A 16,421-nucleotide genomic window follows, 5' to 3' on the forward strand; every position below is an offset into this window, starting at 1 on the left:
GTTTCTAATGACCGCGCCCAATCTTCCACCTCCCCGTGGAAATTTTAGTTCTTGGTCGCGTGCCAATGAAATGGTTATTCCATTTTCGCGCGGAGTCAACCCATCTCCGCCAGGCGTGGCGGGTTAGGGGATTGCTGAACGGATGTGGTCGAAGGACTGACCGAGACGGCCTGCAGGGTCCGTGACGGCATGCACCTGTGGCGAGAACGCCTCGATCGAGAAGGCCCCGTTGTAGCCAAGCCTGATCAATTCCTCGATCTGGACGGCACTACCGAGCCGGTCTCGCTCATCGACAAGCATACGGTGGTCATCCCGCATGTCGTCTACCGTCGGCTCCGGATCGGCAACTCCGGAAACATGGACGATGCCGGTATATTCCGGGAAGTAATCGGCATCTCCGGCAAGGTGATGATGGAAGGTGTCGTGGACGAGGCGGAAGCAGCGTTCACCGCCCACGGCTTCGATTGCCTCGACGGCTTCGCGTTTGTATCTCAATGAGGAAGTCGAAGATCCCAGAGGCTCGATCAGGCCGATGATGCCCGCTTCGGCTACCATCGGCAGGATGGCAGCAAGCGCAGTCCTTAGATGACCTGCACGTTCGGCCGGGCTGTGGGCTGGCCCGTCGTTCCGGGGGATGAGGCTGATGCTTTCGGCCCCGCTTCTTACCGCCTGGGCGATGAGGGTGCGAACCCTTTTCGCCATTTCAGGGCTCCAATCGTTGAAGCCGTAGACCTCCGACAGGCCCAGAAGGCGGATGTCTTTCCCGCGAGCATAGGCGCCGATTTCCGCCGGATCCTCGCCGTCGAAGAAGGGACGGTGGCTCAGTCTCTTGTCGGCCAGATCGTTGCGAAGCTCCACCCCAACACAATTCAACTCAGCCGCCAGATCAATGAACTGCCGACAGGTGAGGCGGGGTGCGGTGACATGGTTCAGCGCGAATGGAATGGATGTTCTCATTGTCCCTCTCCCTGTGTAGGCGAGAGCATAGAACCTGGCCCGTCCGGAGCGTCAATCCGCGCCGCGGCCGATCATTGCAAAGCTGAAAGATCGGCCGCATGACATGATGGAAATCTTGCAGCTACAGGCTCTCGGGCACATGCAGGTCGAAAGGAAGGAAGAGCTGTCCGGGGGTTTCCTCCTGCCCCTCCAGCTTCGCCTGCGCCATCATATCGACGAGGCGGCGGCTGAGCAGGGATAGCGGCGTTGAGATGGCGGCGACGATCAGGTGGTCCTGCAAGGCTGCCGCCGAGTCCGCCGTAAGCTCGTTGACGACGACGGAGGGCAGGGGCTTCGTCGTGCTCTCCCGCAGCGCCTTGATGGCCCCCTCCATGCCGCCGCCGGCGACGTAAAGGCCGACCAGATCGGGTTGACGGCGGAGCAGTCCGCTGGCGGCCTCTTCGGTGACCGCTCTCGTGTCGAGATTGACGTAGGTGTCGAGAACCTCGAACTCTGGCGCGAACTCCCTCAGATAGCTCCTGAAACCGGTTTCCCGCAGTTCGTGCCCATGCCAGCGGAAGCTGCCGACGAAGAGTGCCACCTTGCCCGGCCGTCGAGCGGTTCTCGAAATAAACCAGGCAGCCGTGCGGCCCACCTTGATATTGTTGAGCCCGATATAGTGATTGCGCACACCCTGCGCGAAGTCAGACAAAAGCGAGAAGACCGGCTTCCCCTCCGCACGCATTTCCTTGACGCGCGTGGTGATGGAATGATGATCAGGGCTTACGAAGGCAAGGGCATCGACGCGCCGGGAGAGGTCGGAGAGCTTGTCCAGCACCGCCTCCGTAGAGGGTTCGTCGGTGAAGTCCACGAGCGCGGTGCCTCGAACTTTGGAACAGGCTTCGACCGCCTTTCGGACTTCCTCGGCGAAGGCCTGGTAAAATGGCTGCCGGCGCTTCTGAAACAGGAAGCCGAAGGTCATTGGAGGCAGGTCGGCCTGCATGCGGTGCCGGATCAATTCGGAGCCGTGGTAGCCTATGGCCCGTGCGGCATCATAGACCTTCCGTGCAGTCTCTTCCCGCACCTTCAGGCGGCCGTTCAGGACTCGATCAACCGTGGCAACGGAAACACCGGCTGCATTTGCAACATCCAGGATGGTGGGGCGGTACGCCATCTTGCTGCTCCGATAGTTTTTATCATTTGTCAAAAGATGATGCATCAGGATTGATAGGAAGTCCATCATCGCGGTTGCCCGCTGTCGTCAGTTCGCATTACGCCTGTTGTTACCAAGGCTCGGCGAGGAGGATGCGCGATGAACATGATGCAGCCTGGCGTCAAACGCGATTACAGCATGCTTGGCCACAGCGCCCGTCGCGCGGTCGAGATCGGGCTGGCGTCAGCGGAGTGGTATCATACCGACGTTCCACGGAAGGCAATGAAGGATTTGATGAAGCGAACCGATGCTGCGGCCATCCGGGACACGGTGATCTGGCTCGGGTCAATGGTCCTCCTGGTGGCGGCTGCCATCTGGCTATGGCCGACTTGGTGGTCGGCGCCGTTCTTTCTCGCTTATGGCGTGCTGTATGGATCCGCCTCCGATTCCCGCTGGCACGAGTGCGGCCATGGAACAGCGTTCAAGACGCGCTGGATGAATGATGCAGTTTACCAGATCGCCTCCTTCATGATCATGCGCAACCCCGTCACCTGGCGGTGGAGCCACACCCGCCATCATACCGACACGATCATCGTGGGTCGGGATCCGGAGATCGTCTTCATGAAGCCGATCGAATTGTTCCGGATCTTCCTCAATTTCTTCGGAGTCCTCGATGCCTGGCACGGAATGAAGACGATGGTGATCAATGCCTTTGGCGTGCTGGATCCGGAGGAGAGGGAGTTCGTTCCGGAAACGGAGCAGCAGAAGGTGGTCATGATCGCGCGCATCTGGTTTGCGATCTACGCCGGCACGATTGCGCTGGCAATCGTGACACAGTCGATCCTGCCATTGATGCTGGTGGGCCTGCCTCGCCTTTATGGGGCATGGCACCATGTCATGACCGGGCTCTTGCAGCACGGCGGGCTTGCCGACAACGTTACGGATCACCGGCTGAACAGCCGCACGGTCTATATGAACCCCATTTCCCGATTCATCTACTGGAACATGAACTACCATGTGGAGCACCACATGTTTCCCATGGTTCCCTATCACGCGCTGCCGCGTCTTCACGACTTGATCAAGGATGATCTGCCGGCGCCGAACCCATCGATCTGGGCCGCCTACAAGGAGATGTGGCCGGCGGTGAAGCGGCAACTCAGGAACGAGGAATATTTCCTGAAGCGGGAACTGCCGCCGACGGCAAAGCCCTATCGCTTCGAATTCCACGATCTCGATGCGCTCCCGCTGGCCGGGCATTAGACAAAAGGAAAGACTTCAGGAGGAGGAGACGATGAGCAACTGGATCGAGGCCTGCGGCGCAGACGAGGTCGAGGAAGAGGACCTGATCCGCTTCGACCACGGCGGGCGGACCTACGCCATCTACCGGTCGCCGGAGGATGAGTATTTCGCCACCGATGGTCTCTGCACCCATGAACAGGTGCACCTGGAAGACGGGCTGGTGATGGACGACGTGATCGAATGTCCCAAGCACAACGGCCGCTTCAACTACAAGACCGGGCAGGCATTGGGCGCGCCCGTTTGCGTGAACCTCAAGACCTATCCGGTCAAGGTGGAAGGCGGCGCCGTCTTCATCGATGTGGGCTGAGCCATGTCCGGTATCGTCATTGTCGGCGCGGGCGAATGCGGGGTGCGGGCAGCCTTTGCCCTTCGTGAACACGGGTATAAGGGGTCCGTCGCCCTTCTATCGGAGGAAATGCATCTTCCCTACGAGCGACCGCCGCTCTCCAAGCAATGTCTCCCGGCGCACAAGCCGATCCGGCCAAAGGCTGACTACCAGCAGGCCGGGATAGAGCTTTGTCTGAGAACGCGGATAGAGGCGCTCGATCTCGCCGGTCACAGACTTCTCGGCCGCGACGGATCGAGCCGGATCTACGACAAGCTTCTGCTGGCGACAGGAGCGAGGGCAAGGCTGTTTCCCGGTATGGAAGGCGCTGCCACTCTCCGTACCTTCGACGATGCCTGCCGCATCTTCGAGCGGCTGCGCGCCGGTGCAAGGCTCGCGATCATCGGCGGCGGCTTCATCGGGTTGGAGCTTGCCGCCGCCGCGCGCGCGATGGATGTTCAGGTCACGGTCATCGAGGCGGCGTCGCGGCTGATGGCCCGAGGGGTGCCGGCTGAGATCGCTGCAATCGTCGAAGCGCGGCATCGCGCCGAGGGTGTCGATCTGCGACTTGGCATGCAGGTGGCCGCATTGGTGGCTGGAGGAGTCGAGATAGCCGACGGGTCGACCGTGGCGGCCGACATCGTCGTCGCTGGAACAGGCGCCACGCCGAACACCGAACTGGCTGAAAAGGCAGGTCTAGCCGTGGGCAATGGTATCATGGTCGACAGCCGTTTCCGCACATCGGCTCCCGACGTCTTCGCCGCCGGCGACTGCTGCTCCATGCCGTATCGGGGGGACTGGCTGCGGCTTGAAAGCTGGCGCGTCGCGCAGGAGCAGGGGGCTCATGCCGCGGCTGCGATGCTTGGAGCGGTAGGCGAGTGGACGACGGTTCCGTGGTTCTGGTCGGATCAGTACGATCTCGGCCTGCAGGTGGCGGGATGGGCTGCGGCGGAGGCCAAGACGACCATCCGTCATCTGAGCGACGATGCGGCGGTGGCCTTCCAGCACGATGACGAGGGACGGCTCATCTGTGCCGCTGGGGTTGGACGGGGCAACCGCGTGGCGAAGGACATCCGGCTGGCCGAGATGCTGATCTTGCGTGAGGCTCGTCCTCCCGCCGATCAATTGGCGGATCCGACCTTCAACCTCAAAAGCCTGCTCAAAGCAGCTTAGCGGGAAAGACATGCGCCACAACAGACCGACCGTGAGGGTGGGTGGAGGGAATTGCAGATGACATCGATCGGTATCGGTCTGATCGGGACCGGTTTCATGGGCAAGGCTCACGCTCTCGCCTATCGCTCAGTCAATGCCGTTTTCGGTGATGTTCCGGAGGTGCGGCTGGAGCTCTTGTGCGATCAGCCCGCAGACAAGGCCGACGCCATGGCGAGGCAGTTCGGCTTTGCGCGGGCGACGGGAGACTGGCGGGAGGTTGTGGCCGACCCTGCCGTCCATATCGTCTGCGTCACCACTCCAAACAAGATGCACGCCGAGATGGCCGTGGCCGCTCTTGAGGCAGGCAAGCATGTTCACTGCGAAAAGCCGATGGCCCTGACGCTGGAGGAGGCGTCACGAATGGAAGCCGCGGCGAAGGTTTCCGGCTGCAAGACCATCGTCGGCTACAACTATCTCGCCAATCCGATCTACCAGCACGCCCGCAAACTGGTTCGTGAGGGTGCGATCGGCAAGCCGGTTCACTTCCGGGGCTTCGTGGACGAGGATTATCAGGCGGATCCGGAGACAGCCTGGACCTGGCGTGCGATCCGTGCAGAGGCCGGGCTCGGCGCTCTGGGGGACCTCGGATGCCATCTCGTGTCGCTGATGCAGGGTCTGATGGGCCCGGTCGCGACCGTTGTCGCGGATGTGGACACGGTCCATAAGACGAGGCCCGTCGAAGGGTCGGACGAACGCAGGCCGGTGGAGAACGAGGATATAGCAAGCGCCTTGATCCGCTTCGAGAGCGGCACCACCGGTCTGCTCTCCACGTCGCGCTCTGCCTGGGGCAGGAAGAGTCGCATCGGCTGGGAGGTTCATGGCACAGCCGGAATGATCTGCTTCGAGCAGGAGCGGATGAACGAGCTGCAGATCTACCAGAACACCGGAAACAAGGCGGCGGACGGTTTCCGCACGATCCTGACCGGGCCTGCGCATCCGCCCTATGGCAACTTCTGTCCGGCTCCTGGGCATCAACTCGGCTTCAACGACCTGAAGACGATCGAGGTCTGGAACTTCCTGAAGTCAATCGCCGGCGGTGACCGCGCCTATCCGGACTTCGAAGGGGCTCTGGAGTTCGAGAAGGTCATTCACGCGATCGATCGCTCTGCAGCCCGCAAGGAGTTGATTTCAATCGGCCAAGTGTCTGGTGGCAATCCAAAGTAGACATCCGGGTGACCCAGGAGTGTGGAGTGGCCATTCGAACGATGACGGTTTTCCGGGATCTCCGGCGCCGGCTACCGAAACCTGAGTGTCTGCTCTCGCCGGCAGTCCGCACGTGGTGCCGAAGCGCGCATCAGTTCAGGCCGACGGCCTCCTTCGCGTCCGCCAGTCCGCGGCTTGCGTCGCGGCTACCGGTGGCGGCTGCGGCCTCGAAGATACGCAGCGCATCATAGGGCCTGTTGAGGTTCATGTAGCTGTAGCCGCGCAGCACCATCAGATCCACGGGTTCCTGCTGCACCTGCATTCGCTGATCGAGATAGAGCAGCGCTTCTCGGAAGCGCTCGGATTGGAAAGCCTGGATGGCGCGGTCGGCAAGGATGGAGGCCTGCGGTTCGCGGGCCCGCGCGGCGGCCATCGGAGCCCTTGTCGCGGCGACCGCCGCGCGGTCGGTCAGTCCGAGACGCAGGTAGGCAAGGCTCTGGCCGTAAGCGGCATCCTCGCTGACGGTGCGGTTGTTGCTAAGGATCGCAACCCCGAAGCTATCGGCTGCCTCCAAGGGACGGTTGAGCTCCATCAGGCACCATCCCCTGGCCAAGGCAGCTCCCGGGGAGAGGCGAGAGATGTCGACACGGCTTGTGCAGGATGAGGTCCGGGCCGATCTCGCTGTCATCGTCTTGGACTGCGCGACGACATTCCGGCTTTCTGGCACACCGTTTCGGGCCGCGCGTACGGCAGCAGGGGCATTCGCAACCTGTGCCGGGGCTGGGGCAGCACCATCGCCAACCCTCGCAGAGCTGGAAGGCGTGGCTGCCAGATCCGCGATGCGGGCCGACCGTTCCGCCCATGCCTGCTGGATCTCGGCAAAGCCCGCACGGTCGTTGAGCTGCTGACGGGTCAAGGCAAGACCGTAGGCCGAGGGTTCGTCCTCCGGCGCCCACTGAAGCGCCGTCTCAAACCATTGCGCCGCAGTCTCCGGCTGATCGAATGCCCGAGCATACCACCCGAACTGTTGTGCCGATGGGGCGTAGCGCCGGGCGATGACCGCTTGCGCCATGCGCGTGAGCACCTCATCCTCGATGGTGGGCGGTGGGTCGGCCGCAAGGAGATTTGCAGTCGCGGCGAGATAGGTAGCCATCGTGTCCTCGGAACTCTCCCTCCAGCGATGAAGCACCGCCTCCGCCTCTGCCGGTTTGCCGCCCTCCAGCAGCACGAGCGCCAACCCCTGTGAAGCTTCCGCACTGTCTTCACGTTCCTTGGCACGGCGAAACCAGGTTTCCGCCTCGCCGGCATTGTCGCGGCGCAGGTGGTACCAGCCCAGCAGAACTGCATCCGCTGCCGTACCTCGGCCGGCTGCAAGATCCCTCAACCGTTCCACATACTCCGGTGCAATCTCCAGCGCCGGCTCTTCGTTTGCTTCCGAAACAAAGCGGCGCGCGAGATCGTCCCGGATGGCGTCGAACTCCCGTCCACCATCCGCGGTCGACTTCTCGAGCGCCAGCAGTGGCTGCACCTGACCGTATGGAAGAGTGCCGGCGGCCTTCTGCACCGTCGCCGCCCGCTCACCCGGATCGGTGCAGTTGGCCAGGATATAGCTATACGCATCGACCGCCCGCTGAGGACGCTCCGTGTTGGCGAAGGCTTCGGCTACCCGCCAGAGCACGTCTACCTCTGTACAGTTTAGGAGAGCCGGGTTTGACGCCCCGACCTCTATGACCGTCTGGTACTGCTTGAGGTTGGAAGCGTTTACCAGACGGCTCCGCGCTTCGGCTATTCCCAGGCGGTCGAGGAGATCGGCGGGCGGCTGCCAAGCGGGTTCGGCCGCCTGTCGCTCGACGATCGCCTTTCTGACCTCCGGATAACGACCTTCCGCATAGAGCTGCCACATCGACTCAAGCTGGCGGTCGGCGTTCTGCGGCACGGCAAGAGGATCCTCGGGAGGCGTCCAGTCCGGATAAAGCTGTCGCAGGCGGGCAATCTCGGCGGCCAGCCGCTCCTGATCCCCCTGCGCAGCGAAATAACGAAGGGCTGATTCATCCACCTGGGGTGGCTGCTGCTCCGCACCGGTTTCGTTTCCGGTCCCTTCAGGCGGCATGTCTGGATAATCGACCTGGGAGAGTTGGAAGGGCACGATCCGGGATGGCTGTGCCAAGCGTTCGGTCTTGCCAGAACCTTCCTGCAGAGCCCGGATGTTTCTGGCAGCGTCCTCTAGATGCCTGATGTCCTCGCCTTCCTCGGATGCAATTTGCGCAGTCCGAAGCGCTCCGCCTTCCTGTCCAACGGCAGAGGAATGCAAACGGCTTGAAAAGGGTTGGTCAGACTGCGTGACGTAGAGGCCCGCGACGAGCGTAGCTGTGACCATCATCACGGGCAGCTTTAGAGACACGACGGATGTTTCTCCACGACATAGGCCAGGCCGAGCAGATGCAGCGTCGCCGGGTAGTAAAGCTCCGACGTCAGATCCCGTTCGGCTACCGGCACGCTCGTACCGTCCTCCACACAGGCCAGAATATGGTTAATGAAACGATAACCCGAGTTTCCAAGAGGCTCCTTCGGGTCGCCGGTGGTAAGATCGAAGATTGCTCCATTGCCATTGTCCAGCGTCGCATTCTTCTGCAGTTGCTGCGCCAGTTTACCTATGTCGGAGGGTGCGCGCACGAGGTAGAGCGGGATGCGAAGGGCATTGTAGCCGTACTCGGCCGGGAACCCCTCGGCCGGCTTGGGTTGACGGGCGAGACTTACCCATTCCGCCGGCAACTCGCGGGGCCCGAACTCCATCATTTGAAGGAGAGCCAGCCCGTCCTCTTGCAGTTGTGTCCAGCGGTCCGAAGGGGCCAGGATCTCCATGATCGGAAATGCCTCGTATACCCAATAGGAGGGATTGATGACCGGACCGTCCGGGCGCTCCCCCGCATCGAACCCTTTGGCGGCCGGCAGAAGCAACACCCGTCCGCCCCGCTCCACAACGAGGTTGTCAAGAATCGCACGAGCGATCGCTGCGGCACTGCGCAGATAGTCTTCTCGGTCCCAGGCAGAGCCGGCCATCGCAAGCGCATAGGAAATCAGCAGATCGCCGTCAGACGCATTGTTGAGGTCCGTCACTCGAGGCTCGGCTTTAGGATCCCATTTCCAGGCTGCGAGGCCATCGGAGCGGATCATCAGTTCCGTGTTCGTGAATGTCCAGATCTGTTCGAAATCGGCAGGACGATCCGCCAGAAATGCCAGCAAAAGCCCGTAGCCCTGTCCCTCGCTGTGGCTGATGCCGCCGTTTCCATTGTCGACGATCCGGCCACTGCGGTCGAGGAAGCGTTCCTTGTAGGTTTCCCAAAGCGCAGAGCGTAGGGACCCTTGTTGAGATGCAGCCGGCGAAGCGGAAACAAGCATGCTCAAAACTGCCACGATCGCCATCAGCTTCGATACCGTCATTCTTGTCTCCCCAGCCAACGTAACAGGCCGGCTGTCGTCAAGCCCAGCAAGCAGGACAGTATGACGATCGCCGTGGCATACGAAAGCAAGTTGCTTGAGAGCCAGTTTGCAGCGACGAGGCGATAGTTGGAGAGTGACGTGTCAACAGGTGCGAGAAAGGAAAGGTTCCTTGCCTCGATGGCACGGACTTCGTTGCTGGTCCGCGAGTAAGTGAAGGCGCGGCCCTCGACCTGCTGCCATAGATCCTGACGCACGAGTTCGCCAGTTGCGGCAGCAAGTTCGCTGGATTCCGGCGCCGTAAGCACCGTCCAAATTCCTGTTCCGTTCAAGGCCGGACCTTGCGCCAGCAGAAGCTCATCCTGGGCCTCCGGGCTGAAGGGAGCTTCTCGTCCGGGGAGGAACCTAAGAGCTCCCTCGGTAAAATCCAGCTTCTCACGCAGCCACGCCCTGATAGCTTCGATCCGCCGGATAACGGGCCCCCCCTCGACTCGCTCACGCCAGTCGTCCAGCGTGGCTGCGTTGTCGTCGCGGGACAAGTCCGTGCTGTCCGTTTGCCTCCAGGTGGAGGCGAGGTTCTGATCGAGGTTCAGTTGCGTGAGCACATTCGGTGGGATGTGCGCCGCGGGGGCGATGAAGATGGCATTGCGCGCGCCAATAGCATTGGCAGCGGATACCGGCTCGATAACGATCGGCGCTCCGGCGACCTGCGCCATCTTGCCCAAGATGTTCGCTGCGGCCGTAAGTGTCTCCTCCCGAATCCGATCCATGAAAAGTGCCGTCGGCTGCTCCTGCCGGCTATAAGGAAATCCGGTTCCCGATAGCCCTGCAAGATTCGGCGTCTGGCCAAGGCGGGCATATCGCGGCATATGGAACGACGAGCTGTCGAACAGCGCGAAACGTGGCTCTGACGACGCATTGCTGGCGGGCGCACAGATGGCGTCGGCGTCAGAAATCAACACGGCTTCGATCTCGATACGGTTCGATCCGGGGCGCAGATGCCGCATTGTGATGCGAATGGGGGCCTGCCGGAAAACTCCCCCACCTTCCTCTGTGATAGGAACCGTCGAAGCGATGTCGCCATTCACGTAGATGTCTATGTGAGTGCCCCCGGCGACAGCCGCGCTATAGGCAGCATCGAGATAAAGCACCGCCTCGCCATAGGCACCTGCATAGAAATCCGACGGCAGCGCTATAGTGAAGCTGGATCGGAAGCGTCGGCCTGAGAACTCGATTGACGGGACGCCGAGCTCGGCCAGAGAAAGCATTTCTCCCCCGAAGACAAAGCGCGCGTTCGGGCGGTGCCATCGGTCGGTGGTCAGAGACTCCCGGCGTACGGTGACCGGTCGAAGCACCGGCGCAATGAAAGTGTCGATGGCCCTGCTGACATCGGACCATGTCGGACCGGTGACGACGATCATGGGACCGGCACCATCGGTGGATGACATGACGCTCGTCACCGGTCCCGCCTCGGCACCCGGTGGCAGCTTCGGCAGGATCTTTCCCAGATCTGCCGCCGTTCCTATCGCGACGGTCATTTGTGCTGTGGAAGGCGCCCCGTTCTCGATCTGCCGCTGGAACGAGAACTGCGGGTTCGGCATGCCGCTCATGACCGCCAATGCCTGCGACAGCCGCAGCAGCGGGGCAACCTGTTCCAAGGCGCCCACCGATGGCACGATCATCTGAAACCGCGTGCGTCCTTCGGCATCGGCGCCGAACGCTTGTACGGCTTCGATCGCCGATGTGGTGGTCTTCAGTTCCGGTCCGAATTCAATATAGGTGCCGGCGCCGTCCACTTCCGTCCATAGATCGTATGTAGAACGTATGTCGCAGTCGGTGCGATGCCTCTGGTTGACCACAAGATCGAAGTCATTGCTTCCCGGGCGAAGCAGGCTGGGCGGGATCATCCATGTGACGGCCTTGACGCCGTTTGTCGCGCTGATCTTCTCATCGCCGATTCTGCGGTTGTTGACGAAAAGCGACAGGCTGGAAGCTTCGGGGGCGACAACGATGGCATTCTGATAGCTCAATGTGAATGAGCGGCCTGCCTGCGCCTGCTCGGCCGTCAGATAAACCGCCCAGGAACTGCGGGCATATTCGCCCGTGAGCGTAAGGCTCGCTGCCGGGATGACGAAGCGCCGCGCCGGCCCCGACGCTTCGGCTGCTGCAGCGCGCTTCTCGGGTTTGTTGGAACCAGGCGTCGTCACGTGAGGCTCTGGCTGCGCCGTGACTGCTGGCTCCTCCGCCCCCGCATCAGCGGCAGGATTGTCAGGAGATGGCGCCGGCTGTGGCCTCTCGGAGGGCACGACGCGAGGGCGCGGCAGTTGGGGAGCGGGAGCCTCCTGGCGCGGCCTTTCGGGCGACATATCGAACGGCGCCGGCTGCGCTTCAGCTCTCTCGATTTCAAACTGTCCGAGCAGGAAGATCGCCAGAAGGCAGGAAATGACGAGCTGGGTCATGGTGATCTTCCCATGTCGGCCGCGGCGCCGGTCCGCCGTCCGCGCAACAGGTAGAGCAGGCCACGGCTCGTCTGGTAGAGCGCTACGCTCAGGAATAGCACGGTGCCCTTGATGATGCCTGGGTTGGTCCGGCGCGACTGCTGGAATTGCGACCACTGTTGCGAATTCGCGAAGATCAGGTCCGCGATCCAGCGGTGGTCCGATGCGTCCGCAGGATCGTATTCGCAGCCGATCACTGTCATGTCCCCAACGGGGTCGATGCCTCGGATGATGACGGGAAGCGTTTCCAGGTTAGTCTTGCCGTGTGGCTGAAAACGAAGGAGTGCCTTCCTGCCCTTCGTTAGAGCCCTGATGTGCTTGGCCAGGACGTGGACCCTGGCGCCGCCCACCGAGACGTCTTCGATAGAGGCAGTGTACCACTGGTCTTCGATGTTAACTTCGCAGCGCCGTTGTACCTTTACACGGCGAGAGGATGCTCGCTCGCTTCGTTCCGAAACGACGCCGAGCGCGCAACCTGCCAAAACCAGGTTCAAGACATTCCAGCCGGCGACGACAAGCGTAATGTCGGCCTTATAGGGCTCGGTGTAGATGCGATACGCAGCAAACACAGTCGCGATCAGAAGAACAGTGAAGATCACGAAGAAGGGGCTGCTGATCTCAGACAAGCGGGCCACTGTGATCGACTCGTCTTTTGCGGTGACCTTGAAGGTTGGCTTGCGAGGGTTGAGCATGACCGATACGACTGCGGGCAGAAGATGAACTGTCTGGACGTACTCATAGAGTTCGGAAATCCATGGCCAGCGGAAGTACCCGTAGAGGTAGTTCTGCATCATCAGGTTCACGATCAGGTAGGACAGGGTGTAGGCGAGGAAGTCGCCACCCGATGCGATGAATATCTGCAGGTCGAAGAACAGGTAGAAGAGCGGCGCAAACAGGAAGGTCGCGCGTGTAAAGGGAAACAGCCAGAAGAGCGTAGACGACATGTAGCAGAGACGCTGAGGGAGCGTCAGGCCGCGTTTGAACAGCGGAAACCGGAAACGCAATATCTGCATCATCCCCTGCGCCCAGCGGCTGCGCTGGCCGATGAAGCTCGCGAAGGTTGCAGGCTGAAGGCCCGCGATCAACGGCTTGTCGACATAAACGCTGTTCCAGCCCGCACTATGGAGTGCAAGCGCCGTTTCGCAATCCTCGGTGATGCTCAGTCCCGAGAAGCCGTTCGTCTTCTCGAGCGCCTCCCGGCTCAGGACGGCCGCGGAGCCACAGAAGAATGCTGCATTCCACTTGTCGAGGCCACGCTGGATGATGCCGTAGAACATCTCGTTCTCGCTCGGCATGACGTCGAATGTCTTGAGATTTCGCTCCACCGGATCCGGGTTGATGAAGAAATGCGGCGTCTGAACCAGAAAGAGCTTCGGATCCTTCTGGAAGTAGCCGACTGTCTCGCGGAGGAAATCGCGGGCAGGGGCATGGTCGGCATCGAAGACGGCGACCAGTTCTCCGCTGGAGTGGGAAAGCCCGTTATTGAGGTTACCGGCCTTGGCGTGTTCATTTCGTTCGCGCGTAAGGTAGTTCGCCCCAAGGGCTGCGCAAAGCTCCTGCAGTTCCTGATGGCGGGCGATCGCTGCCTCGGCCGCCGCGACATCGGCAGACTTGCGCTTCTGCAGCGTACCCCCGTCATCCAGCAGCCATACATGGAGCCTCTCCGGCGGGTAGTCCATGGCCTTGGCGGCGGCCAGTGTGTTGGCCAGCAGCCTGGCGTCTTCGTTGTAGGTCGGAATGAAGACGTCGACGTCCGGCAGATAGTCGCTCGGATCGGCGCGAGATGGGCGCGGGGGGAGCGGCATTGCAACGATAAAGAGGCTGAGGCCCAGCATGAGGACGTTGTACATCTCGGCGAGATAGAGAAGTATGCCAGGTACGAAGTCCTCGATCTGCTCGATCGGTGGCAGCGTTTCCGTCGTGCGCCAGTAGACGTAGCGGAGCACGATCGTCGTGCCGAGCGCAAGAGAGATGAGCCTCCACACTCCATGCGCATTGAGCAGTTTGATGATGCCCATAAGCGCCACCACGCCGAGACCCGCGATCATCTGAGCCTGGGGGCTGACGGGAAGCGTGATCAGCACGATCCCGCAGATCGCGCCCATTGCCCACAAGAATACGCTACGGGCTTTGTGCATTGACATCCTTCGGCAGCAAAGGACCAGCCGAAGGTCCGGCTGGCGATACGCCTTACGTTGGCACCCGCCATCATGGCCGGGGCGCTGAAATACTCCTGGGCGAAGGCACTCTTACGCGGGGTGCCTGCGCGGTCGGTTGTTCTGGTGCGCTCGCGGAGTTCTCCGCGCCCGCTCTTGTCGTTACGTTGCCCGGAAGCGGCACGCGTGGCCCGGGCTCACGGACCTTTGCCTCTGCCTTAGCCAGTGGACGCTGTACGGCCACAGGTGCGGACCGATGCATAACGCTTGCGGTCGGCGTAAGCTCCACGCCTCCGGCATAGCCTATTGAGAGGCTTCCTGCGGGGGCGCCGGCCATCGGATAGATCGGGTGGCCGGTCTCGCCGATACGGGAATCGGCGCGCCCCGGTTCGCCGAACGGGTTCCACGCCTTCCCGTCGAAGGTCCCGGTGATCGTGTAGTTGTAGACGGCGCTGAGGAGCTGCTGTTCGCCCGCATGGAAATCGCAAAGCCGCCAGTGGACCTGGATCATGCCGAAGTTGCGCCCGATGCCGTCGGATGCCGTCCCTGCACGGATCTGTTGCCAGGCATAGATGCAGGTATCGCCGAGGCCGCTATGACCGGCAGCATAGGCGAAGGGGCCGTAACTATTCTGCAGGAAGGTGCTGCGGCGCGTCAGCCGTACACCTGGAATGGCTTGCGCCGCCTCCCTCAGGATGGCTCGCTCATGGACGGCTCTGAAAGGTGCCGATTGGCCGCGCGAAACGGCTGGGCCGAAGAACTCGATCCTTAGATAGTTCTGCCCCGGAACACGCGCCGTGGTGGCCAGGGAGATTGTCTGCTCCACACCATTGCGGCGCGGCCGCTCCACCACACCGACGATTGCCGGCCCGCCCGGAGGGGGGAGCGCGAGAGCTTGTTCATCCGACACGAGCGAGGGAGCCACAGGGCGCGTGACGGTACCGGTGGAGTTACATCCGGTGGCGGCAGAGGAAACCACCAGTCCCATGCAAATGTGCAACATGAAGGTTCTCGCTGCCGACACGATACGATCCTTGTTCGTCAACCTTGGGGAATGACGCGGCAAATCAATACAAGAACCCGCTTGAATACGACTTTAGGCGCCGATGTGCTTAACCAAGGGTTAATATCAGGACGTTGAATTGCCGATCCGTGTCATACGCGGCCGCTGTGCGGCGCCTTTCTGAGGCGCATTCCCGGAAGGCCGGGCGCGCACCGCAAGATCGACGACCTTCCGAACGCGACTTGCTCGTTTCGATCCACGCCTCCGTGGGAAGGCGACAGATTGCCGGCGCACCCCGCGCTGTTGGGCCGTGGTTTCGATCCACCCTCCGCGGGGGAGGCGACCCTGCGACCTGTTTTCGTTCCTCACGACGGAGCCGTTTCGATCCACGCCTCCGCGGGGGAGGCGACGGTGAGCGTCAGGCGGGATGCCCAGCGGGGCATATGTTTCGATCCACGCCTTCGCGGGGGAGGCGACGCAGCCGCGACCCGGTGCTGGCCGTCGAAGACGGTGTTTCGATCCACGCCTCCGCGGGGGAGGCGACAGCCGGGGCACGTCATGCCGACGTAGATCGGCCGTCCTTGCCTCCTCCTTCGGTTCAGGCATGGGCGCATCTGGTGGCAGGAGTTCGAAATCGGCCGCGAATTCTCGGGTGCCGAGGCAGGGCTGATGGAAACACTGGCCACGGGCGGCGCGGCGGTTGAAGGTGTCGAGATGCTTGCCCTCGTTGTCGCCAGGCCCAGCCTTGGCGGTCATCTCGAAATGCGCGCAGATCACATAGGCAGGCTTGGCGAGCACGGTCGAGGCGCGCTGCTGGCGGTCTTCGTCCACGACCAGTTGCAGGTCCTGCAGGTCACCGCGCTTCATGGCGCTCCTGATCTTGCCGGCCGGAGCCTTGCCGCCCACCTCGTTGCGGCGGATCGAGTGGAAGCGGATCGGTTCGAGCACATGGATGGCGTCGATCACCCAGCGGATCGCCGGTTTCCAGTGGATCGCCTCGATGATGCCGCGCGCTGCTGAAGGCGTCAGCACGTCGTAGCTGACGCGTTCGACCTTGAGCTCCGGCCGGGTGAAGCAGGCGTAGTCGCCCCAGACTTTCAGTCGTATTCCGTATCCCAAAGCAGCCTCTCTTCCGGAAGTTGCGCTTTCTTCACTTAAACATGAGGCATTCGGTTGTAGCCCACGGAAGGATTGTTTGCCCCGCAGGGCACGATCAGCTCGTTCTCCCTGTGTCGGGCTTCCGCGTCAGTGGCGCTGG

At 61.9% G+C, this 16,421-nt stretch carries 12 protein-coding genes; 4 read left to right on the forward strand and 8 right to left on the reverse strand.

Annotated features, from left to right (window positions below; all coding sequences use genetic code 11):
* Positions 1 to 123: 123 nt before the first annotated feature.
* A complete protein-coding gene (locus RTCK_RS16930; protein ID WP_142593643.1) occupies positions 124 to 957 on the reverse strand; it encodes a TIM barrel protein in 834 nt (277 codons plus the stop codon).
* 121 nt (positions 958 to 1,078) lie between these two features.
* Positions 1,079 to 2,110: a LacI family DNA-binding transcriptional regulator gene (locus RTCK_RS16935; protein WP_142593644.1), complete on the reverse strand. Its 1,032-nt coding sequence runs from the start codon at positions 2,108 to 2,110 to the stop codon at positions 1,079 to 1,081.
* Positions 2,111 to 2,254: 144 nt separating this feature from the next.
* On the opposite strand from RTCK_RS16935, the gene RTCK_RS16940 reads away from it, so the two are divergent.
* From RTCK_RS16940 to RTCK_RS16955, 4 genes are read left to right on the forward strand one after another with little or no spacing between them, the layout of a single operon-like run.
* Positions 2,255 to 3,349: a fatty acid desaturase family protein gene (locus tag RTCK_RS16940; RefSeq protein ID WP_408004563.1), complete on the forward strand. Its 1,095-nt coding sequence runs from the start codon at positions 2,255 to 2,257 to the stop codon at positions 3,347 to 3,349.
* 31 nt (positions 3,350 to 3,380) lie between these two features.
* Positions 3,381 to 3,695 carry a MocE family 2Fe-2S type ferredoxin gene (locus RTCK_RS16945; RefSeq protein WP_142593645.1) on the forward strand — a complete coding sequence of 105 codons (315 nt, stop codon included), beginning with the start codon at positions 3,381 to 3,383 and terminating at the stop codon, positions 3,693 to 3,695.
* 3 nt (positions 3,696 to 3,698) lie between these two features.
* Positions 3,699 to 4,886 (forward strand): NAD(P)/FAD-dependent oxidoreductase, encoded by a 1,188-nt coding sequence (locus tag RTCK_RS16950; protein ID WP_142593646.1) that lies wholly within the window; start codon positions 3,699 to 3,701, stop codon positions 4,884 to 4,886.
* A 57-nt stretch (positions 4,887 to 4,943) separates the two neighbouring features.
* A complete protein-coding gene (locus tag RTCK_RS16955; RefSeq protein WP_142593647.1) occupies positions 4,944 to 6,089 on the forward strand; it encodes a Gfo/Idh/MocA family protein in 1,146 nt (381 codons plus the stop codon).
* Between the two features lie 130 nt (positions 6,090 to 6,219).
* Here the strand turns inward: RTCK_RS16955 and RTCK_RS16960 are convergent, their stop codons facing one another.
* The 6 genes from RTCK_RS16960 to cas5c form a co-directional block, all read right to left on the reverse strand.
* Positions 6,220 to 8,448, reverse strand: coding sequence for a cellulose synthase (locus tag RTCK_RS16960; RefSeq protein WP_408004559.1), 2,229 nt, complete (start codon positions 8,446 to 8,448; stop codon positions 6,220 to 6,222).
* 11 nt (positions 8,449 to 8,459) lie between these two features.
* Positions 8,460 to 9,509 carry a glycosyl hydrolase family 8 gene (locus tag RTCK_RS16965; RefSeq protein WP_235988737.1) on the reverse strand — a complete coding sequence of 350 codons (1,050 nt, stop codon included), beginning with the start codon at positions 9,507 to 9,509 and terminating at the stop codon, positions 8,460 to 8,462.
* Complete coding sequence (locus tag RTCK_RS16970; RefSeq protein WP_142593649.1) at positions 9,506 to 11,965, reverse strand: cellulose biosynthesis cyclic di-GMP-binding regulatory protein BcsB; 2,460 nt, start codon at positions 11,963 to 11,965, stop codon at positions 9,506 to 9,508. Before RTCK_RS16970 ends, RTCK_RS16965 begins: the two co-directional genes overlap by 4 nt.
* Positions 11,962 to 14,142: a UDP-forming cellulose synthase catalytic subunit gene (gene bcsA, locus RTCK_RS16975; protein WP_142593650.1), complete on the reverse strand. Its 2,181-nt coding sequence runs from the start codon at positions 14,140 to 14,142 to the stop codon at positions 11,962 to 11,964. The genes RTCK_RS16970 and bcsA overlap by 4 nt, the downstream gene beginning before the upstream one ends.
* 70 nt (positions 14,143 to 14,212) lie before the next feature.
* Positions 14,213 to 15,163: a cellulose biosynthesis protein BcsN gene (bcsN, locus tag RTCK_RS16980; RefSeq protein WP_235988738.1), complete on the reverse strand. Its 951-nt coding sequence runs from the start codon at positions 15,161 to 15,163 to the stop codon at positions 14,213 to 14,215.
* A gap of 126 nt (positions 15,164 to 15,289) precedes the next feature.
* Entirely contained in the window at positions 15,290 to 16,282 is a 993-nt protein-coding gene (cas5c, locus tag RTCK_RS21260) for a type I-C CRISPR-associated protein Cas5c (RefSeq protein WP_456239061.1), read from the reverse strand.
* Positions 16,283 to 16,421: the final 139 nt, after the last annotated feature.

It is taken from the genome of Pseudorhizobium endolithicum, from assembly GCF_902153245.2.
GTDB lineage: Bacteria > Pseudomonadota > Alphaproteobacteria > Rhizobiales > Rhizobiaceae > Neorhizobium > Neorhizobium endolithicum.

Excerpts from the sequence above, each read along its gene's own strand:
- RTCK_RS16930 (WP_142593643.1), bottom strand. The coding sequence starts at position 957 with ATGAGAACATCCATTCCATTCGCGCTGAACCATGTCACCGCACCCCGC.
- RTCK_RS16935 (WP_142593644.1), bottom strand. The coding sequence starts at position 2,110 with ATGGCGTACCGCCCCACCATCCTGGATGTTGCAAATGCAGCCGGTGTT.
- RTCK_RS16940 (WP_408004563.1), top strand. The coding sequence starts at position 2,255 with ATGATGCAGCCTGGCGTCAAACGCGATTACAGCATGCTTGGCCACAGC.
- RTCK_RS16945 (WP_142593645.1), top strand. The coding sequence starts at position 3,381 with ATGAGCAACTGGATCGAGGCCTGCGGCGCAGACGAGGTCGAGGAAGAG.
- RTCK_RS16950 (WP_142593646.1), top strand. The coding sequence starts at position 3,699 with ATGTCCGGTATCGTCATTGTCGGCGCGGGCGAATGCGGGGTGCGGGCA.
- RTCK_RS16955 (WP_142593647.1), top strand. The coding sequence starts at position 4,944 with ATGACATCGATCGGTATCGGTCTGATCGGGACCGGTTTCATGGGCAAG.
- RTCK_RS16960 (WP_408004559.1), bottom strand. The coding sequence starts at position 8,448 with ATGATGGTCACAGCTACGCTCGTCGCGGGCCTCTACGTCACGCAGTCT.
- RTCK_RS16965 (WP_235988737.1), bottom strand. The coding sequence starts at position 9,509 with ATGACGGTATCGAAGCTGATGGCGATCGTGGCAGTTTTGAGCATGCTT.
- RTCK_RS16970 (WP_142593649.1), bottom strand. The coding sequence starts at position 11,965 with ATGACCCAGCTCGTCATTTCCTGCCTTCTGGCGATCTTCCTGCTCGGA.
- bcsA (WP_142593650.1), bottom strand. The coding sequence starts at position 14,142 with ATGCACAAAGCCCGTAGCGTATTCTTGTGGGCAATGGGCGCGATCTGC.
- bcsN (WP_235988738.1), bottom strand. The coding sequence starts at position 15,163 with ATGTTGCACATTTGCATGGGACTGGTGGTTTCCTCTGCCGCCACCGGA.